At 52.1% G+C, this 16,772-nt stretch carries 9 protein-coding genes and 1 pseudogene; 7 read left to right on the top strand and 3 right to left on the bottom strand.

Going from position 1 to position 16,772, the window contains the following annotated elements; genetic code table 11:
- Nucleotides 1–1,302: pseudogene (locus HMPREF0673_RS09410) on the bottom strand (choice-of-anchor J domain-containing protein); the annotation flags it as partial.
- Nucleotides 1,303–2,066: 764 nt separating this feature from the next.
- On the opposite strand from HMPREF0673_RS09410, the gene gdhA reads away from it, so the two are divergent.
- From gdhA to HMPREF0673_RS09395, 3 genes are read left to right on the top strand one after another with little or no spacing between them, the layout of a single operon-like run.
- A complete protein-coding gene (gene gdhA, locus HMPREF0673_RS09405) occupies nt 2,067–3,404 on the top strand; it encodes an NADP-specific glutamate dehydrogenase (protein ID WP_007901419.1) in 1,338 nt (445 codons plus the stop codon).
- A 36-nt stretch (nt 3,405–3,440) separates the two neighbouring features.
- On the top strand, nt 3,441–3,905 hold the full coding sequence (locus tag HMPREF0673_RS09400; protein ID WP_007901414.1) for a septal ring lytic transglycosylase RlpA family protein: 465 nt from the start codon (nt 3,441–3,443) through the stop codon (nt 3,903–3,905).
- Nucleotides 3,906–3,951: 46 nt separating this feature from the next.
- A complete protein-coding gene (locus HMPREF0673_RS09395) occupies nt 3,952–4,680 on the top strand; it encodes a hypothetical protein (RefSeq protein WP_007901413.1) in 729 nt (242 codons plus the stop codon).
- Between the two features lie 155 nt (nt 4,681–4,835).
- Here HMPREF0673_RS09395 and HMPREF0673_RS09390 read toward each other — a convergent pair whose 3' ends face one another.
- Nucleotides 4,836–6,053 (bottom strand): glycoside hydrolase family 27 protein, encoded by a 1,218-nt coding sequence (locus HMPREF0673_RS09390; protein WP_040596727.1) that lies wholly within the window; start codon nt 6,051–6,053, stop codon nt 4,836–4,838.
- Between the two features lie 348 nt (nt 6,054–6,401).
- Between HMPREF0673_RS09390 and HMPREF0673_RS09385 the strand changes: the two genes are divergently transcribed.
- The gene (locus tag HMPREF0673_RS09385) at nt 6,402–7,148 is read left to right on the top strand and encodes a copper homeostasis protein CutC (RefSeq protein WP_007901409.1); all 747 of its coding nucleotides are present in this window, start codon (nt 6,402–6,404) and stop codon (nt 7,146–7,148) included.
- A gap of 776 nt (nt 7,149–7,924) precedes the next feature.
- Here HMPREF0673_RS09385 and gltX read toward each other — a convergent pair.
- The gene (gene gltX / locus HMPREF0673_RS09380; RefSeq protein WP_007901406.1) at nt 7,925–9,442 is read right to left on the bottom strand and encodes a glutamate--tRNA ligase; all 1,518 of its coding nucleotides are present in this window, start codon (nt 9,440–9,442) and stop codon (nt 7,925–7,927) included.
- A gap of 109 nt (nt 9,443–9,551) precedes the next feature.
- On the opposite strand from gltX, the gene HMPREF0673_RS09375 reads away from it, so the two are divergent.
- The 3 genes from HMPREF0673_RS09375 to HMPREF0673_RS13455 all read left to right on the top strand — a co-directional run bounded on the left by HMPREF0673_RS09375 (nt 9,552) and on the right by HMPREF0673_RS13455 (nt 16,743).
- Complete coding sequence (locus tag HMPREF0673_RS09375) at nt 9,552–11,603, top strand: HD family phosphohydrolase (protein ID WP_007901404.1); 2,052 nt, start codon at nt 9,552–9,554, stop codon at nt 11,601–11,603.
- A gap of 213 nt (nt 11,604–11,816) precedes the next feature.
- Nucleotides 11,817–14,858 (top strand): glycoside hydrolase family 95 protein, encoded by a 3,042-nt coding sequence (locus tag HMPREF0673_RS09370; RefSeq protein WP_007901402.1) that lies wholly within the window; start codon nt 11,817–11,819, stop codon nt 14,856–14,858.
- A gap of 361 nt (nt 14,859–15,219) precedes the next feature.
- Nucleotides 15,220–16,743: a sensor histidine kinase gene (locus tag HMPREF0673_RS13455; RefSeq protein WP_007901398.1), complete on the top strand. Its 1,524-nt coding sequence runs from the start codon at nt 15,220–15,222 to the stop codon at nt 16,741–16,743.
- Nucleotides 16,744–16,772: the final 29 nt, after the last annotated feature.

Below are 16,772 nucleotides of genomic sequence, written 5' to 3'. Positions count from 1 at the left end.
TTTATATTGGGAGTTTTGACACGCCCTCTTGTCGGCATCGGAAGGAAGCGTCTCTGTATAGGATGTGCCGGCGTAGCCTTCCTGCACAATCTTTCCTTCAGGGTATCTCACGATGTTATATTTTATGTCGCCCATATAACCCCCGTAGAGTCCTTCTGTAGGTGCGCTCCATGTGACGTTCACCTTACCGTTCTGGTCGATGGTGGTAGTTACGTTCTGAGCCGATTTCGGCTTGTCCATACCGACATACTTGCTGCCAAGAAGGCGTGGGCTCGGTCCTGCTTCATTGGCAAGAGTGATGATGAAGTTCACGTTGCCATTGCCTTTCAGCGTCACGCTCTGACGTACCTTGCTGCCAGCTGCTGCCTTACCCTCGGCAAGGGTGTCGGTGCCGTCGGTGATGGTATAGGTGATATCGCCGTTGAGTTCATCGCCGGCGAACGTCTTTGTGGGCACATCAAAACAAACATCGCCCGTGAGCGAGCCGTTCTTGAAGTCGAATGTAAGGTTCTCGGCAATGGCAGGTGCTCCATCCTCGGCTGCAGGCTTCGGGATAGAGAGCATTGTTATCATGTTCTGACCCTCGAAATCGCCAACAAGCGACAGACTTGCGTCGGTGAGGTTTACAGTGTAGAGCGTCGACTTCTTGTCGGCTTCTACACACGCCCAATAGAAGGTGTTGGTCTTTTGGTCTATCTCACCACTCTGGTAGTAGAAGCTACCATCGCTCAGCTTCAGTTGCTTGCCCGTTGAGCCTATATAGGTCTCTGCTGCTGTGTTGGTGTCTATCTTGTAGAGGTTGCCGTCGGTAGCTACACCATAAAGCACGCCCTGCTTGGTCACACCCATTGCTACATACGAGTGGCGCAAGTCGCCAATCTTGGTGCGCGTCATCTTCTCGTAGTCGACAATGCAAAGCTCGTCGCCGTTTCCTTCCGAATTGAGGAAGTCGCCATATACCGTCGAACCATCGGGCGCAATAGCCGTTTCGTTGGCTATGAACGATTTGTTGTCAATCGACTTTTCTGCAAGTTTCTCCCACGTGTCTGTGTTATACTTATAATAGTATATCATATCAACACCCCAGAAGTTCTGATACATGATGAAGTAGAGATTGTTGCCAATCCATGCTCCACTGCCCGTAGCACGGAAGAAGTCTTCAACATATAGCTGCTTAACCTTTATGGGGTCTTTAGCCATAAATTCATACCATCCGTAAGCGTAATAGTCTTGGCTGATACTGGCCCACCTGTTGTCGAAGAGTACATTGCCCCAAAGCTTCCGACCATCCTCGGATGCCACACGCATAATTGTGTTGCTAATGCTTGGGGCAGATTGCTGCGTAGCTCTGACCTGAGCATTTGCACCACCGAATGCGTAGCTCGCTAACAGTGCAACTGCCCCGATCCTTGATAAAGTGTACTTTTTTCTCATATTTTTTAATTGGTTATAATAATGTGTACAAAGAATTGTAAAAAAAGAAATTCTATGCAAAGATACATTATTAAGATTTAGGAATAAAAGGTTTGGCAGCCTTTCTTACAAAATGACATACAAAATACCTACAACTTGTTAGTCGGTTTGTGTTCAAATGAGCAAAATGTACACAAATGGGTATCGTATCGTGCAATGTGTTTGTTGGAGTTTTCGGTTCTTTAGTGTCTACATATCGGTTGCTTGTAGTGGGAGCGTGCCACCGCTCGCGTCCGCCGTCCGGTCAGATTGCGTCCGCCGTCCGGTCAGTTTGCGTCCGCCGCCCAATCAGATTGCGTCCGCCATCCAGTCGGTTCGCGTCCGCCGTCCAATCAGATTGCGTTCGGTGAACGATGCCAAAATATCAACAGCTACTGCGTTAACGTTGAGGTTATTGTTTGCGAACACACAACTTTTACTGTCTAAAAGAAAGTGAAAAAGCAGAAAAACTCTTGGTTTTATTTGGTCGGTACGCCGAAAAAATCTATATTTGCGCAGTCTTAGTTACATAACGCCATAAGCGTCGGTGCAGCTGAAGACGATATTTAAAAACAACGAAAGAATCTATTAACAACTAAAAAACCTTTTATACTATGAACGTAGAGAAAATCATGCATGATCTCGAGGCTAAGCACCCGGGAGAAGCCGAGTATTTGCAGGCAGTACGCGAAGTTCTTATTTCAATTGAGGACGTTTACAACCAGCATCCAGAGTTCGAGAAAGCAAAGCTTATCGAGCGTCTTGTAGAGCCGGAGCGTATCATCACTTTCCGTGTTCCTTGGACAGACGACAACGGCGAAGTACATGTAAATATCGGCTATCGCGTTCAGTTCAACGGTGCCATTGGTCCGTACAAAGGCGGCTTGCGTTTCCACCCGTCAGTGAACCTCTCAATCCTGAAGTTCCTCGGTTTCGAGCAGACCTTCAAGAATGCGCTTACAACATTGCCTATGGGCGGTGGCAAGGGCGGTTCAGACTTCTCTATCCGCGGCCGTTCAGACGCAGAAGTAATGCGCTTCTGTCAGGCATTTATGACAGAGCTCTATCGCCACATCGGTCCTGATGAGGACGTTCCGGCAGGTGATATCGGCGTAGGCGGCAGAGAGATTGGCTATCTCTTCGGCATGTATAAGAAGCTCACACACCAGTATCAGGGCGTGCTCACAGGCAAGGGCTTGGAGTTCGGCGGCTCACGCATCCGTCCTGAGGCTACCGGTTACGGCGCACTCTACTTCGTACAGCAGATGCTCGCTACACGCGGTCTCGACCTCAAGGGCAAGACAATCGCTATCTCTGGCTTCGGCAACGTGGCTTGGGGTGCTGCGAAGAAGGCTACAGAGCTCGGCGGTAAGGTTATCACTATCTCTGGTCCTGACGGATATATCTACGACGAAGCAGGCATCGCAGGCGACAAGATCGACTACATGCTCGAGCTCCGCTCTTCAGGCAACGATATCTGCCAGCCTTACGAGGACGAGTTCCCAGGCTCTAAGTTCGTTGCAGGCAAGAAGCCTTGGGAGGTTAAGGCAGACATCTACCTCACATGCGCTACACAGAACGAACTCAACGGTGCCGATGCCGACATGATTCTTGCTCAGAAGCCGTTGTGCGTTGCTGAGGTGTCTAACATGGGCTGCACAGCTGAGGCTGTTGACAAGTTCGTAGCTGCCGAGCAGCTCTTCGCTCCTGGTAAGGCAGTCAACGCTGGTGGCGTGGCTACATCAGGCTTGGAGATGACACAGAACTCTATACGTCTGAGCTGGAGCGAGAAGGAAGTTGACGAGAAGTTGCACTACATCATGCACTCTATCCACGAGCAGTGCGTGAAGTACGGCAAGCGTGCTGATGGCTACATCGACTACGTTCGCGGTGCAAACATCGCTGGCTTCATGAAGGTTGCTAATGCTATGATGGCTCAAGGCATAGTATAATGTCAAGAGTCAGAAGTATAAACATCTGAATTATAAGTGAAAAAAAGAAATACAATATTAGTAATTCTTGCAACAATAAGCCTTGCCTTTGTCTGCGCTCAAACGCAGACAGGCAAGGCTTCGTTCTATTCTAAACGTGCCACGGGCTCGCGCACAAGTAGTGGTGAGCGCCTGCATCACGACAGTCTTACCTGCGCCCACCGCACCTATCCCTTCGGCACACTGCTGCGCGTCACCAACGAGCGCAACGGCAAACAAGTCATCGTGCGTGTCACCGATCGCGGTCCGCACGGACGCGGACGCATCATCGACCTCTCTTATCGTGCTGCCCGGGAACTCGGCATCCTTGCGCAAGGCGTAGCCGTCGTGAGGGTGGAGCGCGTGCATACCTCCCAAATACCATTCAAGCTCGAGAAGGAAACCCTTCCCGAGCTCGACTTTGAAGTGACGGAGTACACGCTGCCCGAAGACGGCGTGTTCCATTTCAACGAAACAAAATAATGGATATATGGTGTTTAAATTTCAAATGACATAAAAACAAATACGTATGAAAAAAATCTTAGTATTTGTACTTTGGGCTTTTGTTAGCATAGCATACGCTCAAGAATATAAGCCAATGCTTACAGATGGTAAAGAGTGGCTTTGTATGTTGGAAATAGAAGGTTCGCCTGATGGCGCAGACGGAAAGTGGCCATACTATATAACTGTGTGTGGAGAGTCTGTAGAGGAAGGTAGAATATTTAAGAAGCTCAAAAAGGAATACACTGATTCGGTACCTAAAAATGAGCAAAAAATCTCTTATTTTGTGGCTTATGAAGAAAACGGACAGGTTTTCAGAAAATATGATTTTGATGTTGAGGGCGAAAATATACTTTTAATTTTAGACTTCAATTTGAAAAAAGGCGATGTTGCCACTCGTGTAGGCGAGGTGGTTACAGACGTAGATTATGTGGAAGCTTATGGCGTGCGTCGTAAACGATTAAAAATAGGAAAATATTTTTATTGGGTAGAAGGAATAGGCTGTGACGATGACAATGGATTGGCTCCGAGAATTCCTATACCTACTTTTAGAATATGTTCACGTATATTGAAGTGTTACGAGGGAGGTGAACTTGTATTTACAGACAAGGATTTCCTGACAAATACAACATCTATCGGACGTGTTGCCGACGATATTATCCAAACAGAGTATTTGTACAACCTGCAAGGTGAAAGAGTCTTTAGACCAAGTAAGGGAATTTATATTAAGGGCAGCCGTAAGGTTGTTATACGATAAAGAAGATGTAGGTGGGTCCTAAAAATTAGTCTCAAAACTGTAGTACTAATTTGTAGGACCCATTATCAGCTTTTGCCATTCTTCAAGCAAAAGCCCTGCTATGTAACTTTGCCGTTTTCTTATGGTTGGTGCGCTTTTGTTTTCTTGGCTTTCAGTTAGCGTAACACAAAAACCTTTGTCTCGTGCGCAGTCACTGTGCCCTTCCATTTGTTGGCACGCTTGGCTATGTCGCGGTGCTGCCAAACGTCGCGCACGGTGTACTTGCCGTTGAGCCCGACGGTTGAAAAGTTGAGGCTCACGCGCTGTGCTGCGTCCGACGGATTGAGTATAGCCACGGCGTGCGAACCGTCGGCAAGCGGTTTCACGAACACCTGCTGCGTCGGCTCGTTCACGATGCGCTCCGCAGCCTTGCCGAGAGCATCCTGATTGATGGCGATAATCTCCTTGTTGAGCAGTATGCGGCGGTCGTCGTCAGACACGTTGCGCAGGTCGTTGGTCATGGCGAGCACCGACGAGAGCATACACCACATGCTCATCTGTGTTTGGTATTCGGTCTGAGTACATCCCACGCCACCGAGGTCGCTCGATGGTCCGCCCGTTCCGCGCAGACCAACCACGAGCATATCCATGTCGGGCCATTGTCCCGGACGTGCGTGCTTGGCGAGCGGTGCCGTGATGTTGACGATGTCGAGAATGCCCATGCCACCCTCCTTCACGATGTCTTTCCACATGTCGCGCACGTCGTACGAGGTGCGCCAGAGTTGTCCGCCTACTTCCTCGCACCACTCCTCACACTGGCGCTGACCCCATTCGCAGATGCCGAGCACGATGTCGCGGCCCGACTTCTGCAGCGCGTCAGCCATAGTGCGGTAGCGTTGGCGTGCCGTTGCGCTGTCTTCAGGCGCGTTGCAGTAGTCGTACTTCAGATAGTCGATGCCCCATGATGCGAAGGTGCGTGCGTCCTGCTCCTCAAAGCCCAAGCTTGCTGTCCATCCGCCGCAGGTGAGCTGCGCCGCATCCGAGTAGATGCCGAGCTTCAGTCCCTTAGAGTGGACATAGTCGGCGAGTGCCTTTATGCCCGACGGGAACTTCTCAGGGTCGGGAATGATGTTGTTCTGTCGGTCGCGTCCGCCCTGCCAGAGGTCGTCGATGAAGATATATTCGTAGCCGGCATCGCGAAATCCGCCTTCGACCATAGCGTCGGCTGTCTCGCGTATGAGCTGCTCGTTGATGTTTCCCTGAAAGAGGTTCCATGTCATCCAACCCATTGGCGGTTTCGGTGCAAGTTGCTTGCGTGGAGTGGAGGCTTCTTCTGCCGAAGCGAAGAGCGACGAGAGGCAGAGAACTGCCGAGAGAATAAAAGATTTGTTCATAATGATTTGTTTGTTATAGATGTTGTGATGTTGAGGTGTTGAGGTGTTGTGGTGTTGAGGTGTTGAGATGGTGAGTTGTGAGATTTGCATTGCTAATGTCAGCATCTCAGCATCTCACCACAACAACTTCAGTTAATACGATGTACAAAGTTAGCAATAATATTTGGCAACGTAGCACAATTCCCGCATTTCTCTTTGCTTATTGAAACATTAGCATTACTTTTGCATCCATTAGGGGGTATGGCATCCCTGCCATACCCACGCAGCCCTAAGCACCCCACGCACCCTCCTAAGGGGGTGCAGCAGTCTCTGCTGCACCGACCAAGCTAACCCTCCTATTAGATAATTATGAAAGAGAAATATAGATTTGAAGTCTGCGCCAACGGCGTAGAGAGTTGTCTGGCAGCGCAGGAAGGCGGTGCCGACCGTGTTGAACTGTGTGCCGGCATCCCCGAGGGCGGCACCACGCCGTCGTATGGCGAGATAAAGGTGGCGCGTCGTGTGCTCACCACTACGCGCCTGCATGTCATCATCCGTCCGCGTGGCGGCGATTTCCTCTACACTCCGCTTGAAGTGGAGCGCATGGTGGAGGATATAAAGATGTGTAAGGCGTTGGGTGTCGACGGCGTGGTGATAGGCTGTCTGTGTGCCGACGGAACGCTCGACATGGAAGCCAACCGCCAGCTGGTGGAGGCTGCCCAGGGCATGTCCGTCACCTTTCACCGTGCTTTTGACCGCTGCAACGATCCGCGCCGTGCACTCGCGCAGCTCATCGAGCTTGGCGTCGACCGCGTCCTTACCTCGGGTCAGCAGCCCACAGCACTCGAAGGTGTGCCACTGCTGAAAGAGCTGAACGCATTGGCAGCCGCCCGCATCATTATCCTCGCTGGCTGCGGTGTTACGGAGACGAACATCAAGCATATTGCCGATGCCACAGGCGTTTGCGAGTTCCACTTCTCGGCGCGTGTGCCGGTGAAGAGCCGCATGGAGTATATCAACCCCGACGTGTATATGGGCGCGAAGGATGCCGACGAGGGCACGCTGATGTACACCTCGGCGGAGCGCGTGCGTAATACCATCGCGCAGTTGCAGTAGGAATTGTATGGCATCCATTGCGTACAACACTTTGAAAAACGGGTTTTGTGTGCCTTCAAGGGGGTGCACTTGTCTCCGCTCGGCTTTGCCGCTTGCCAGAGCAAGAAGTGCACCAACCGAGCAAGAGGTACACCGTTTACTTTGTTGGTGTAGCGGAGACCGCTGCACCCCCTGATGGGTGTGCTTATTGTTTGGTTGGTGCGCTGGTTGTTTTCCACAGATTTCACACTATAAGTTAGTATATAAAAACTCCCACAGAATACGCAGAGCACACAGAACCTTCTTACTAAAAGTCTCTGTGTAAATCTGTGAAATCTGTGGGAGCCTCTTCTCAGCAAGAAAGTTCTGTGTGTTCCGTGAAATCTGTGGGAGCCTCTTCCCAGCAGAAGGTTCTGTGTGTTCCGTGAATTCTGTGGGAGATTATCTCAGTTGCGGCGTGGGTATGGCAGGGATGCCATACCCTCCTATGTTAGCCGAGCACTTTGATAGCCTTTAAGTTAGTATATATAAAAACTCCCACAGATTTCACAGAGTACACAGAACCTTCTTGCTAAAAGTATCTGTGTAAATCTGTGAAATCTGTGGGAGAATATCTCAGCAGAAAGTTCTGTGTGTTCCGCGAATTCTGTGGGAGAATATCTCGACAGAAGGTTCTGTGTGTTCCGCGAATTCTGTGGGAGAATTTCTCAGTAGAAGGTTCTGTGTGTTCTGCGAATTCTGTGGGAGATTATCTCAGTGGGTACGTGGGTATGGCAGGGATGCCATACCCTCCTATGTTAGCCGAGCACTTCGATGGCCTTACGCAGACGTTTGAGGGTCTCCTCCTTGCCGAGGAACGCCGAGATGTCGAACATGCCCGGACCCTTGCCGATGCCTACGAGTGTGAGGCGGAAGGCGTTCATCACGTCGCCGAGCTTGTAGCCATTCTCCTCAACCCACTTCATCACTACCGGCTCCTGACCCTCTACCGAGAAGTCGTCGATGCCCTCGAGCACGTCTGCTAACTCGCCCATCACCTTTGCTGAGTCTGCCTTCCAACGTTTCTTCACGGTCTTCTCGTCGTACTCCGTCGGAGCGATGAAGAAGAATGAGCAGAGGGGCCACAACTCCTTCACGAAGTTGACGCGGTCCTTCATCATAGCCACTACCTGGGTGATGCGCTCCATCGTCTCGTCAACACCGTTGTTGGCTACGATGGGTGCGAAGAGGTTGGCTACCTCCTCGTTCGACTTCTTCAGCATGTACTCGTGGTTGAACCAGATGCCCTTCTGATAGTCGAAGCGTGCGCCTGCCTTAGAGCACTTGTGTATGTCGAATGCCTCTACGAGTTCGTCGAGCGTGAAGAGCTCCTGCTCTGTGCCAGGGTTCCAGCCCAGCAGCGCGAGGAAGTTGACAACGGCTTCGGGGAAGTATCCGCTCTCGCGATAGCCCGAAGAAACGTCGCCCGTCTTCGGGTCGTGCCATTCGAGCGGGAACACTGGGAAGCCAAGGCGGTCGCCGTCGCGCTTAGAGAGTTTGCCCTTGCCCTCGGGCTTCAGGAGCAGCGGCAGGTGGGCGAAGGTAGGCATGGTGTCCTCCCATCCAAATGCGCGGTAGAGCAGCACGTGAAGCGGTGCGCTGGGCAGCCACTCCTCGCCACGTATTACGTGCGTTATCTCCATGAGGTGGTCGTCGACGATGTTAGCCAAGTGGTATGTAGGCAGCTCGTCGGCACTCTTGTAGAGCACCTTGTCGTCGAGGATGTCGCTCTTGATGACGACGTGTCCGCGGATCATGTCGTCGATGTGTACGTCGATGCCCGGCTCTACCTTGAAGCGTACTACGTACTGCTCGCCGTCGGCGATGCGACGCTCCACTTCCTCCTTTGGCAGTGTGAGCGAGTTGGTCATCTCACCGTGTGTGCGTGCATCGTACTGGAAGTTCTGTATCTCGGCACGCTTAGCCTCGAGCTGCTCGGGCGTGTCGAAGGCGATGTAAGCCTTGTCGGCAGCTAAGAGCTGCTCTACATATTTCTTATATATGCTGCGACGCTCGCTCTGTCGGTACGGACCGTGTTCGCCACCGAAGCTTACGCCTTCGTCGAACTTGATGCCGAGCCAGCGGAACGACTCGATGATGTACTCTTCGGCACCCGGTACGAAGCGGTTGGAGTCGGTGTCCTCGATGCGGAAGACGAGGTCGCCGCCGTGCTGACGTGCGAAGAGATAGTTGTACAATGCTGTGCGGACGCCACCGATATGCAGCGCTCCCGTAGGACTTGGTGCGAAGCGCACCCTCACTTTTCTATCTGACATATTTGTTCTGTTGTTTTTTGTTTTCGATGCAAAGGTAGTGCAATTATTTCGTATTTTGTGATTTTTTTTGTAATATTGCACTTTCCTAAGAACAAAACACCTAAAAGTTATGAATAGATATAATCAATGGAAAAAGTTTTCGTGGCGCAGCTTGCTCGTGCGCGTGCTGCTCGTCGTTGTGACGGTGGCACTGATAGTGTGGGCGTTGCCACATAATGAGCGTCAGCGTTATAAGTACGACGTGGGTAAGCCGTGGATGTACGGCTCGTTCATCGCGAAGTTCGACTTTCCGGTGTATAAGACCGATGCTACGATTAAGGCGCAGGAGGACTCGCTGCTCGAAACCTTCCAGCCGTACTATAATTATGACAATACGGTGGAGGCAAAGATGGTGAAGCGCTTTGTCGACGACTACCGTAATGGCATCCCAGGTTTGCCACTGGTGTACGTGAAGGTGATATCCAACCGCTTGCACATGCTCTATCAGCGTGGCATCATGGACACGCCGGCGTACAACGAGATATATCGCGACTCTACCACTGAGGTGCGCATCGTTAGCGGCAACAAGGCGCAGAGCATACGCCTGTCGGAGTTCTACTCTACGCTCTCTGCCTACGAGCAGCTCTTCACCGACGACGTGATTGCGCAGCAACGCCCCCTCTTGCAGCGTTGCAACCTCAACAACTATATCGAGCCGAACCTTGTGTACGACAAGAGTCGCTCGGAGACCGAGCGCAACGACCTCCTCTCATCGATACCGCCTGCCAGCGGGATGGTGATGAGCGGACAGAAGGTGATCGACCGTGGTGACATCGTCGACGAATATACCTTCCGTGTGCTCAACTCGTTCGAGCGCGAGATGCAACGGCGCAGCGCGTCGCAGAGCGAGCAGATGGTGATGCTCATCGGACAGATAGTGTTCGTCGCCATCCTTGTGACACTCTTCACCATCTACCTCGGACTCTTCCGCCGCGACTACTTCGGCAAGCCGCGCTCTATCGCCATGCTCTACACGCTGGTGACACTCTTCCCAGTGCTCGTGTCGCTCATGGTGAGCCACAACTTCCTCAGCGTCTACATCCTGCCGCTGGCTATGGCACCGATGTTCGTGCGTGTGTTTATGGACTCGCGCACGGCGTTCGTCTGCCACGTCACGATGGTGCTCATCTGTACCGCTGCCGTGCGCTACCAGTACGAGTTTATCATCATCCAGCTCGTAGCCGGACTCGTGGCTATCTACTCGCTGCGCGAGTTGACACGCCGTGCGCAGGTGTTCAAGACGGGCTTGCTCGTGGCTGTGGGCAGTGCACTCATCTACATGGCTATGCAGATGATGCAGAGCAACGACCTCTCGCTCATCGACACCGATATGTACTACCACTTCGCCGTGAACGGCGTGTTCCTGCTGCTCTGCTATCCGCTTATGTACGTCGTGGAGAAGATGTTCGGCTTCGTGTCGAGCGTCACGCTCTTCGAGCTCTCGAACACCAACCGCGGACTGCTGCGCGACCTCTCGGAGGTGGCACCGGGTACGTTCCAGCACTCCATCACTGTGGGCAACCTCGCAGCAGAGATAGCCAATAAGATAGGTGCCGACTCGCTCCTCGTGCGTACCGGTGCCCTGTATCACGACATAGGTAAGATGGAGGACCCCGTATTCTTCACCGAGAACCAGGCGGGTGTCAATCCGCACGACAAGATGTCGTACATAGAGAGTGCGCGCATCGTGATGCGCCACGTCACCGAGGGCGTGCGCATGGCTGAGAAGGCAAACCTCCCGACGTTCATCCGCGACTTCATCCTCACGCACCATGGTCGTGGTGCTACGAAGTATTTCTATATAAAGTATCAGAACGAACATCCCGACCAAGAGGTGGATATAACGCAGTTCCAGTATCCTGGTCCTAACCCGTTCACACGCGAACAGGCCATCCTTATGATAGCTGATGGCGTTGAGGCTGCTTCGCGCTCGCTCGTGGAGTACACGGAGGAGAGCATCTCTACGCTCGTCAACCGCATCATCGACAGCGATGTCGACGAGGGCTTCTTCAAGGAGTGTCCTATCACGTTCCGCGACCTCGCCCTCGCCAAGCTCGTGCTCATCGAGCGTCTCAAGTCGATTTATCACACCCGCATCTCTTACCCCGAAGCAAAAGGGTAACTCGAGGAGGGTATGGGTACTCTCTTTTTGCTGCTTTGTTGGTGCACTTGAGACAAGTGCACCAACAAAGCAGCCTAAATATTTTTGTGCGAAATGTGCTGTAATTCAATAAAAAGCAGTAACTTTGCAGCGTACTATAAACCAATCTGTAATAGCGAATTACATCTACAACCAATCTGTAATAACTAAAATTACATTATAAACCAATCTACAATGAAAAGAATTACTTTATTCTTTGTCGCACTCTTTGCGTGCCTCTTCGTGGGCGTGCAGAGCACGAGTGCTGCTGCCTCAAAGAAGGCGGCTCCTAAGACACCGGAGTTCGTGACATCGGGCGATGGTGGTACTTACTATTACGTTAAGTTTCTGCGTAACGAGAAGGTGATGTCAGTAAGTTCTGACAACTGCATCCGCCTCTACGCAGGCAGTGGCGAAAGCTCACAGCAGTGGCGTCTCGTCGGAACGCAGAACAACTTCCAGTTCCAGAACAAGGACGGACAGTACATCGTGGTTAGCTCGCAGAGCCTTGGCGCTACCTCTACTGGTGCTGCTAACCCTAACCCGTTGCGTCCGAGCACATCAGAGCAGCCTGGCGGCTTCAAGCTGCAGGTGGCTCCGAACACAGACAACGGCACGGGCTGGGAGATCGTTGCCAACTCTAAGTCGGGCTACAACGTCGTGAACCTTTGGGGCGACCCAGGCGACGGCAACTCGATCGGCTTCTGGAAGACCAACGACCAGAACAACGTTGTTGTGTTCGTGAAGCCCGATACCGACCTCGGTGCAGCCGACTACAAGACAGTAGGTTCGATGACCTTCAAGCCTGAGAACAAACTCACACTCTGGTATACTGAGCCGGCTACAACAGCTAAGCTCTACAGCGGTGGTCAGGGCTACTCTAACTGGATGGAGTACGCATTGCCTATCGGCGACGGACAGTTCGGCGCTTGCCTCTTCGGCGGCGTGTACAGAGACGAGATTCAGTTCAACGAGAAAACTCTCTGGAGCGGCACACCAGCACGCTCATCACAGGGCGGCAAGGGTTACGGCAAGTACGAGAACTTCGGCTCTATCTACGCTAAGGACCTCAGCGGCGAGTTCGGTCTTACCACAGACAAGGCAGCTTCTAACTACGTTCGTTTGCTCGACCTCACCACAGCTACAGGCAAGACAATGTTCAAGTCGGCAGCCGGCGTTGAGTACACACGCGAGTACATCGCTTCCAACCCTGCACGCGTCGTAGTGGCTCACTACACAGCAAGCAAGGGCGGCAAGCTCAGCTTCCGCTTCACAATGGCTGCAGGCTCAATCACAGCCGACCCGACATACGCTGACGGCGAAGGCACATTCAGCGGCAAGCTTGAGACTATCAGCTACAACGCACGCATGAAGGTAGTGCCGGTAGGCGGCACAATGACAACCGACGACGAGGGTATCGAGGTTATCGGTGCTGACGAAATCATGGTTGTGCTCGGTGGTGGCACCGACTTCGACGCTTACGAGAGCACATATACAAAGAACACATCGGCTTTGGCTCAGACTATTTCTGACCGCGTGGCAGCAGCTGCTGCTAAGTCGTGGAAAGACCTCTACGCAGAGCACGTAGCCGACTATCAGAGCTTCTTCAACCGTTGCGAGTTCGACCTCGCTGGTACCAAGAACGATATGACAACCAACCGTCTTATCGACACATACAACAGTGGTCGTGGCGCAGACGCTCTCATGCTCGAGCAGCTCTACTTCGCTTACGGCCGCTACCTCGAGATCTCTTCTTCACGCGGTGTCGACTCTCCGTCGAACCTCCAGGGTATCTGGAACAACATCAACGGCGTGGCTTGGAACTCGGATATCCACTCGAACATCAACGTACAGATGAACTACTGGCCGGCTGAGCCTACAAACCTCAGCGAGATGCACCTGCCGTTCCTCAACTACATCTGGGCGATGGCAGAGAAGCAGCCGCAGTGGAAGCAGTGGGCTAAGCTGCAGGGTCAGGATCGCGGTTGGACTTGCTTCACCGAGAACAACATCTTCGGCGGTGTGAGCGCATTCAAGAACAACTACGTTATCGCCAACGCTTGGTACACTACACACCTCTGGCAGCACTACCGCTACACACTCGACCGCGAGTATCTGAAGCGCGTGTTCCCGGCAATGCTCTCAGCATCGCAGTTCTGGATGGATCGCCTCAAACTGGCTTCTGACGGCACATACGAGTGCCCGAACGAGTGGTCGCCGGAGCACGGACCAGAGTCGGAGAATGGCGTTGCACACGCACAGCAGCTCGTTTACGACCTCTTCAGCAACACTCTCGCTGCTATCGACGTGCTCGGCGACGATGCAGAGGTGTCGGCTACCGACCTCACTACGCTCAAGGATCGCTTCTCTAAACTCGACAAGGGTCTTGCTACAGAGACATACACAGGCTACTTCGGTTCGGCTATACCTACAGGTACAAAGATTCTGCGCGAGTGGAAGTACAGCACATATACAAGAGGTGAGAACGGCCACCGCCACATGTCGCACCTCATGTGTCTCTATCCGTTCTCACAGATTGAGCCGGGTACAGAGCTCTTCGACGCAGCAGTCAACTCAATGAAGCTTCGTGGCGACGGTGCTACAGGCTGGTCAATGGGTTGGAAGATGAACCTCTGGGCACGCGCCCTCGACGGCGACCACGCCCGCACAATCCTCAACAACGCCCTCGCTCACAGTAACGGTGGTGCAGGCGTGTTCTACAACCTCTTCGACTCGCACGCTCCGTTCCAAATCGACGGCAACTTCGGTGCTTGCGCCGGCATCGCCGAGATGATTATGCAGAGCAACTCAGGTCTTATCCGCATCCTGCCGGCTCTCCCGTCAGCTTGGACCGAAGGTCACATGCACGGCATGAAGGCTGTAGGCGACGTAACCGTAAGCATCGACTGGAAGAACGGCGAGGCTACACGCGTCACACTCACCAACAACCAGGGACAGACAATGCGCGTTCACTACAAGAACCTCGCTAAGGCTAAGGTTTACGTAGACAACGAGCTGAAGGAAGTGGCTGTAGAGGACAACGTAGCTACACTCACCGGTGCTAACGGCTCGGTAGTAGTGCTCGACTTCGACGGCTCGTTCACTCCGACTGGCATCAACGCAGTGAAGACCGATGTTGCACGCGACGGCTACATGTACAACGTAAGCGGTCAGCGCGTAAACGATACATACAAAGGCATCGTCATCAAGAATGGCAAGAAGATGCTGAAGAAATAAAGACTCTTGAGATGGTGTGTCGCTGACACACCATCTTTTTTTTATGATACGCGCAACAACAACGATGTTGCCGTAGCACTACAACCGTGTTGCCGTAGCACTATAACTGTGTTGCCGTAGCACAACAACAATGTTGCCGTAGCGTGGTAATAATGCGACAGTTTTTGCATTGTTATCATCCTATTAATCCCGAGGGAGTTAAAATATTTATAAAAAGTAAAAAAATCCCCCCCCCGTACGTAAAATTCTGTGCTTTGTTTGATTGTATATCGCGTTTTTTTGATAATTTTGCAAACTAAAAGAGTGTAAAAATTACAACAATTATAACGAAGATAAGACAGGACTATTTCATAGCTATAGTATGACAGACAGAACGATGACATTGGATGGCGGTAAACTCCCGATGCAGATGGACAGAGTTGACGAAATTCTCAACTCTGCAGAGATTGGCATTTACAGGATTATTCTGCGCAAGGGCGAGCATCCACGGTTTCAAGGTTCAGCAAAGTTGCGCGAGCTGTTAGGCGTAGACAAAGACTGTCGCTTTACAGAGGAAGAGTTCTACGACTATTGGTATTCGCGTATAGCTCCGGCAGATGTATTGTCGAAGGGTATGTCGCTTGATGATATTTTCGATCAGGATCATTTTGAGAATACATACCGCTGGGACCACCCTACGTTGGGTTTGCGCTATGCGCGTTGTGGCGGTGTGGTATCAGTGAAGGAGGATGGCACACGCGTTATGGAGGGCTACCACCAGGACTTTACTGAGCAAGTGGAGCGCACCATGCAGGACGAACTTGTTGTGAAGTCGTTAGCCAATATCTACTCCTGCTTGTTCTACGTCGATTTGGATACCGAACAATACATGTCGTACATCAACACGCTACACGTCATCACGAAGTACATACCGCGTACGGGCAATGTTCGCGATGCTATGAAAGTGTTCAACGAGCAGCTCTGCAAGCCCTGCGACCGTTCGATGTTAGAGGAGTTTAACGACCTCTCCACAATAAACGAGCGATTGCGATTTAACAGCGTTGCACGCATCCACTTCCAGAGCACTATCTACGACTGGTTGCGCCTGGCGTTCATCGTCTGCGACCGCCATAGCGACGGCAGCGTGAAGAGCATGGTGGTAGCCGTGAAGGATGTCTCCGAGATGAAAGAGATGGAGCACGAACGTATAGAAGAGCTGAAGCGGAACATCCGCGCCAACCGCTCGAAGACGCAGATGTTGCAGAATATGACTCACGAGATACGTACACCGCTCAACGCCATGTTCGGTTTCTCGCAGCTGCTCTGTATGCCCGACGGCTACGTGTCGGAGACGCAGAAGCACGAGTACTTCAACTATATATTCAACAGTTTCAACATGCTCTCGATGCTTATCGACGACGTGCTGGACGTAGCCGACGCTGAGCACGGCAACTATCGCGTGGAGAAAGGACGCTTCGCCGTGAACGAGATGTGTCGCAATGCGATGCTCATGGCAGATATGCGCCGCCACGCCAACGTCAATATGTATTTCACGTCGGACGTGGCAGACGACTACTTCATCGAGTCGGACAGCAGACGTATACAGCAAGTGCTCGTCAACTTCCTCACCAACGCCTGCAAACACACCGTGCAAGGCGAGATACATCTGCACCTCTCCACCACAGAAAACCCCGGCAGACTCACCTTCTCCGTAACCGACACCGGCACGGGCATACCGCCGGAGATGGCGAAGGACATCTTCGAGCGATATAAGAAGCTGGACGGCAACGTGCAAGGCTCCGGACTCGGACTGCACATCTGCAGCATCATAGCCGACCGACTCGGTGCCGAGGTGAAGCTCGACCAGACATACACCCAGGGCGCACGCTTCCTTTTCATTCTTTAAATATAAACTCTTAATACTGAGTACACCAC

Origin of the sequence: Leyella stercorea DSM 18206, assembly GCF_000235885.1 — a bacterium.
GTDB lineage: Bacteria > Bacteroidota > Bacteroidia > Bacteroidales > Bacteroidaceae > Prevotella > Prevotella stercorea.
Note: the sequence above shows the minus strand (reverse complement) of the source record. Positions and strands in the feature narration are given on the sequence as shown.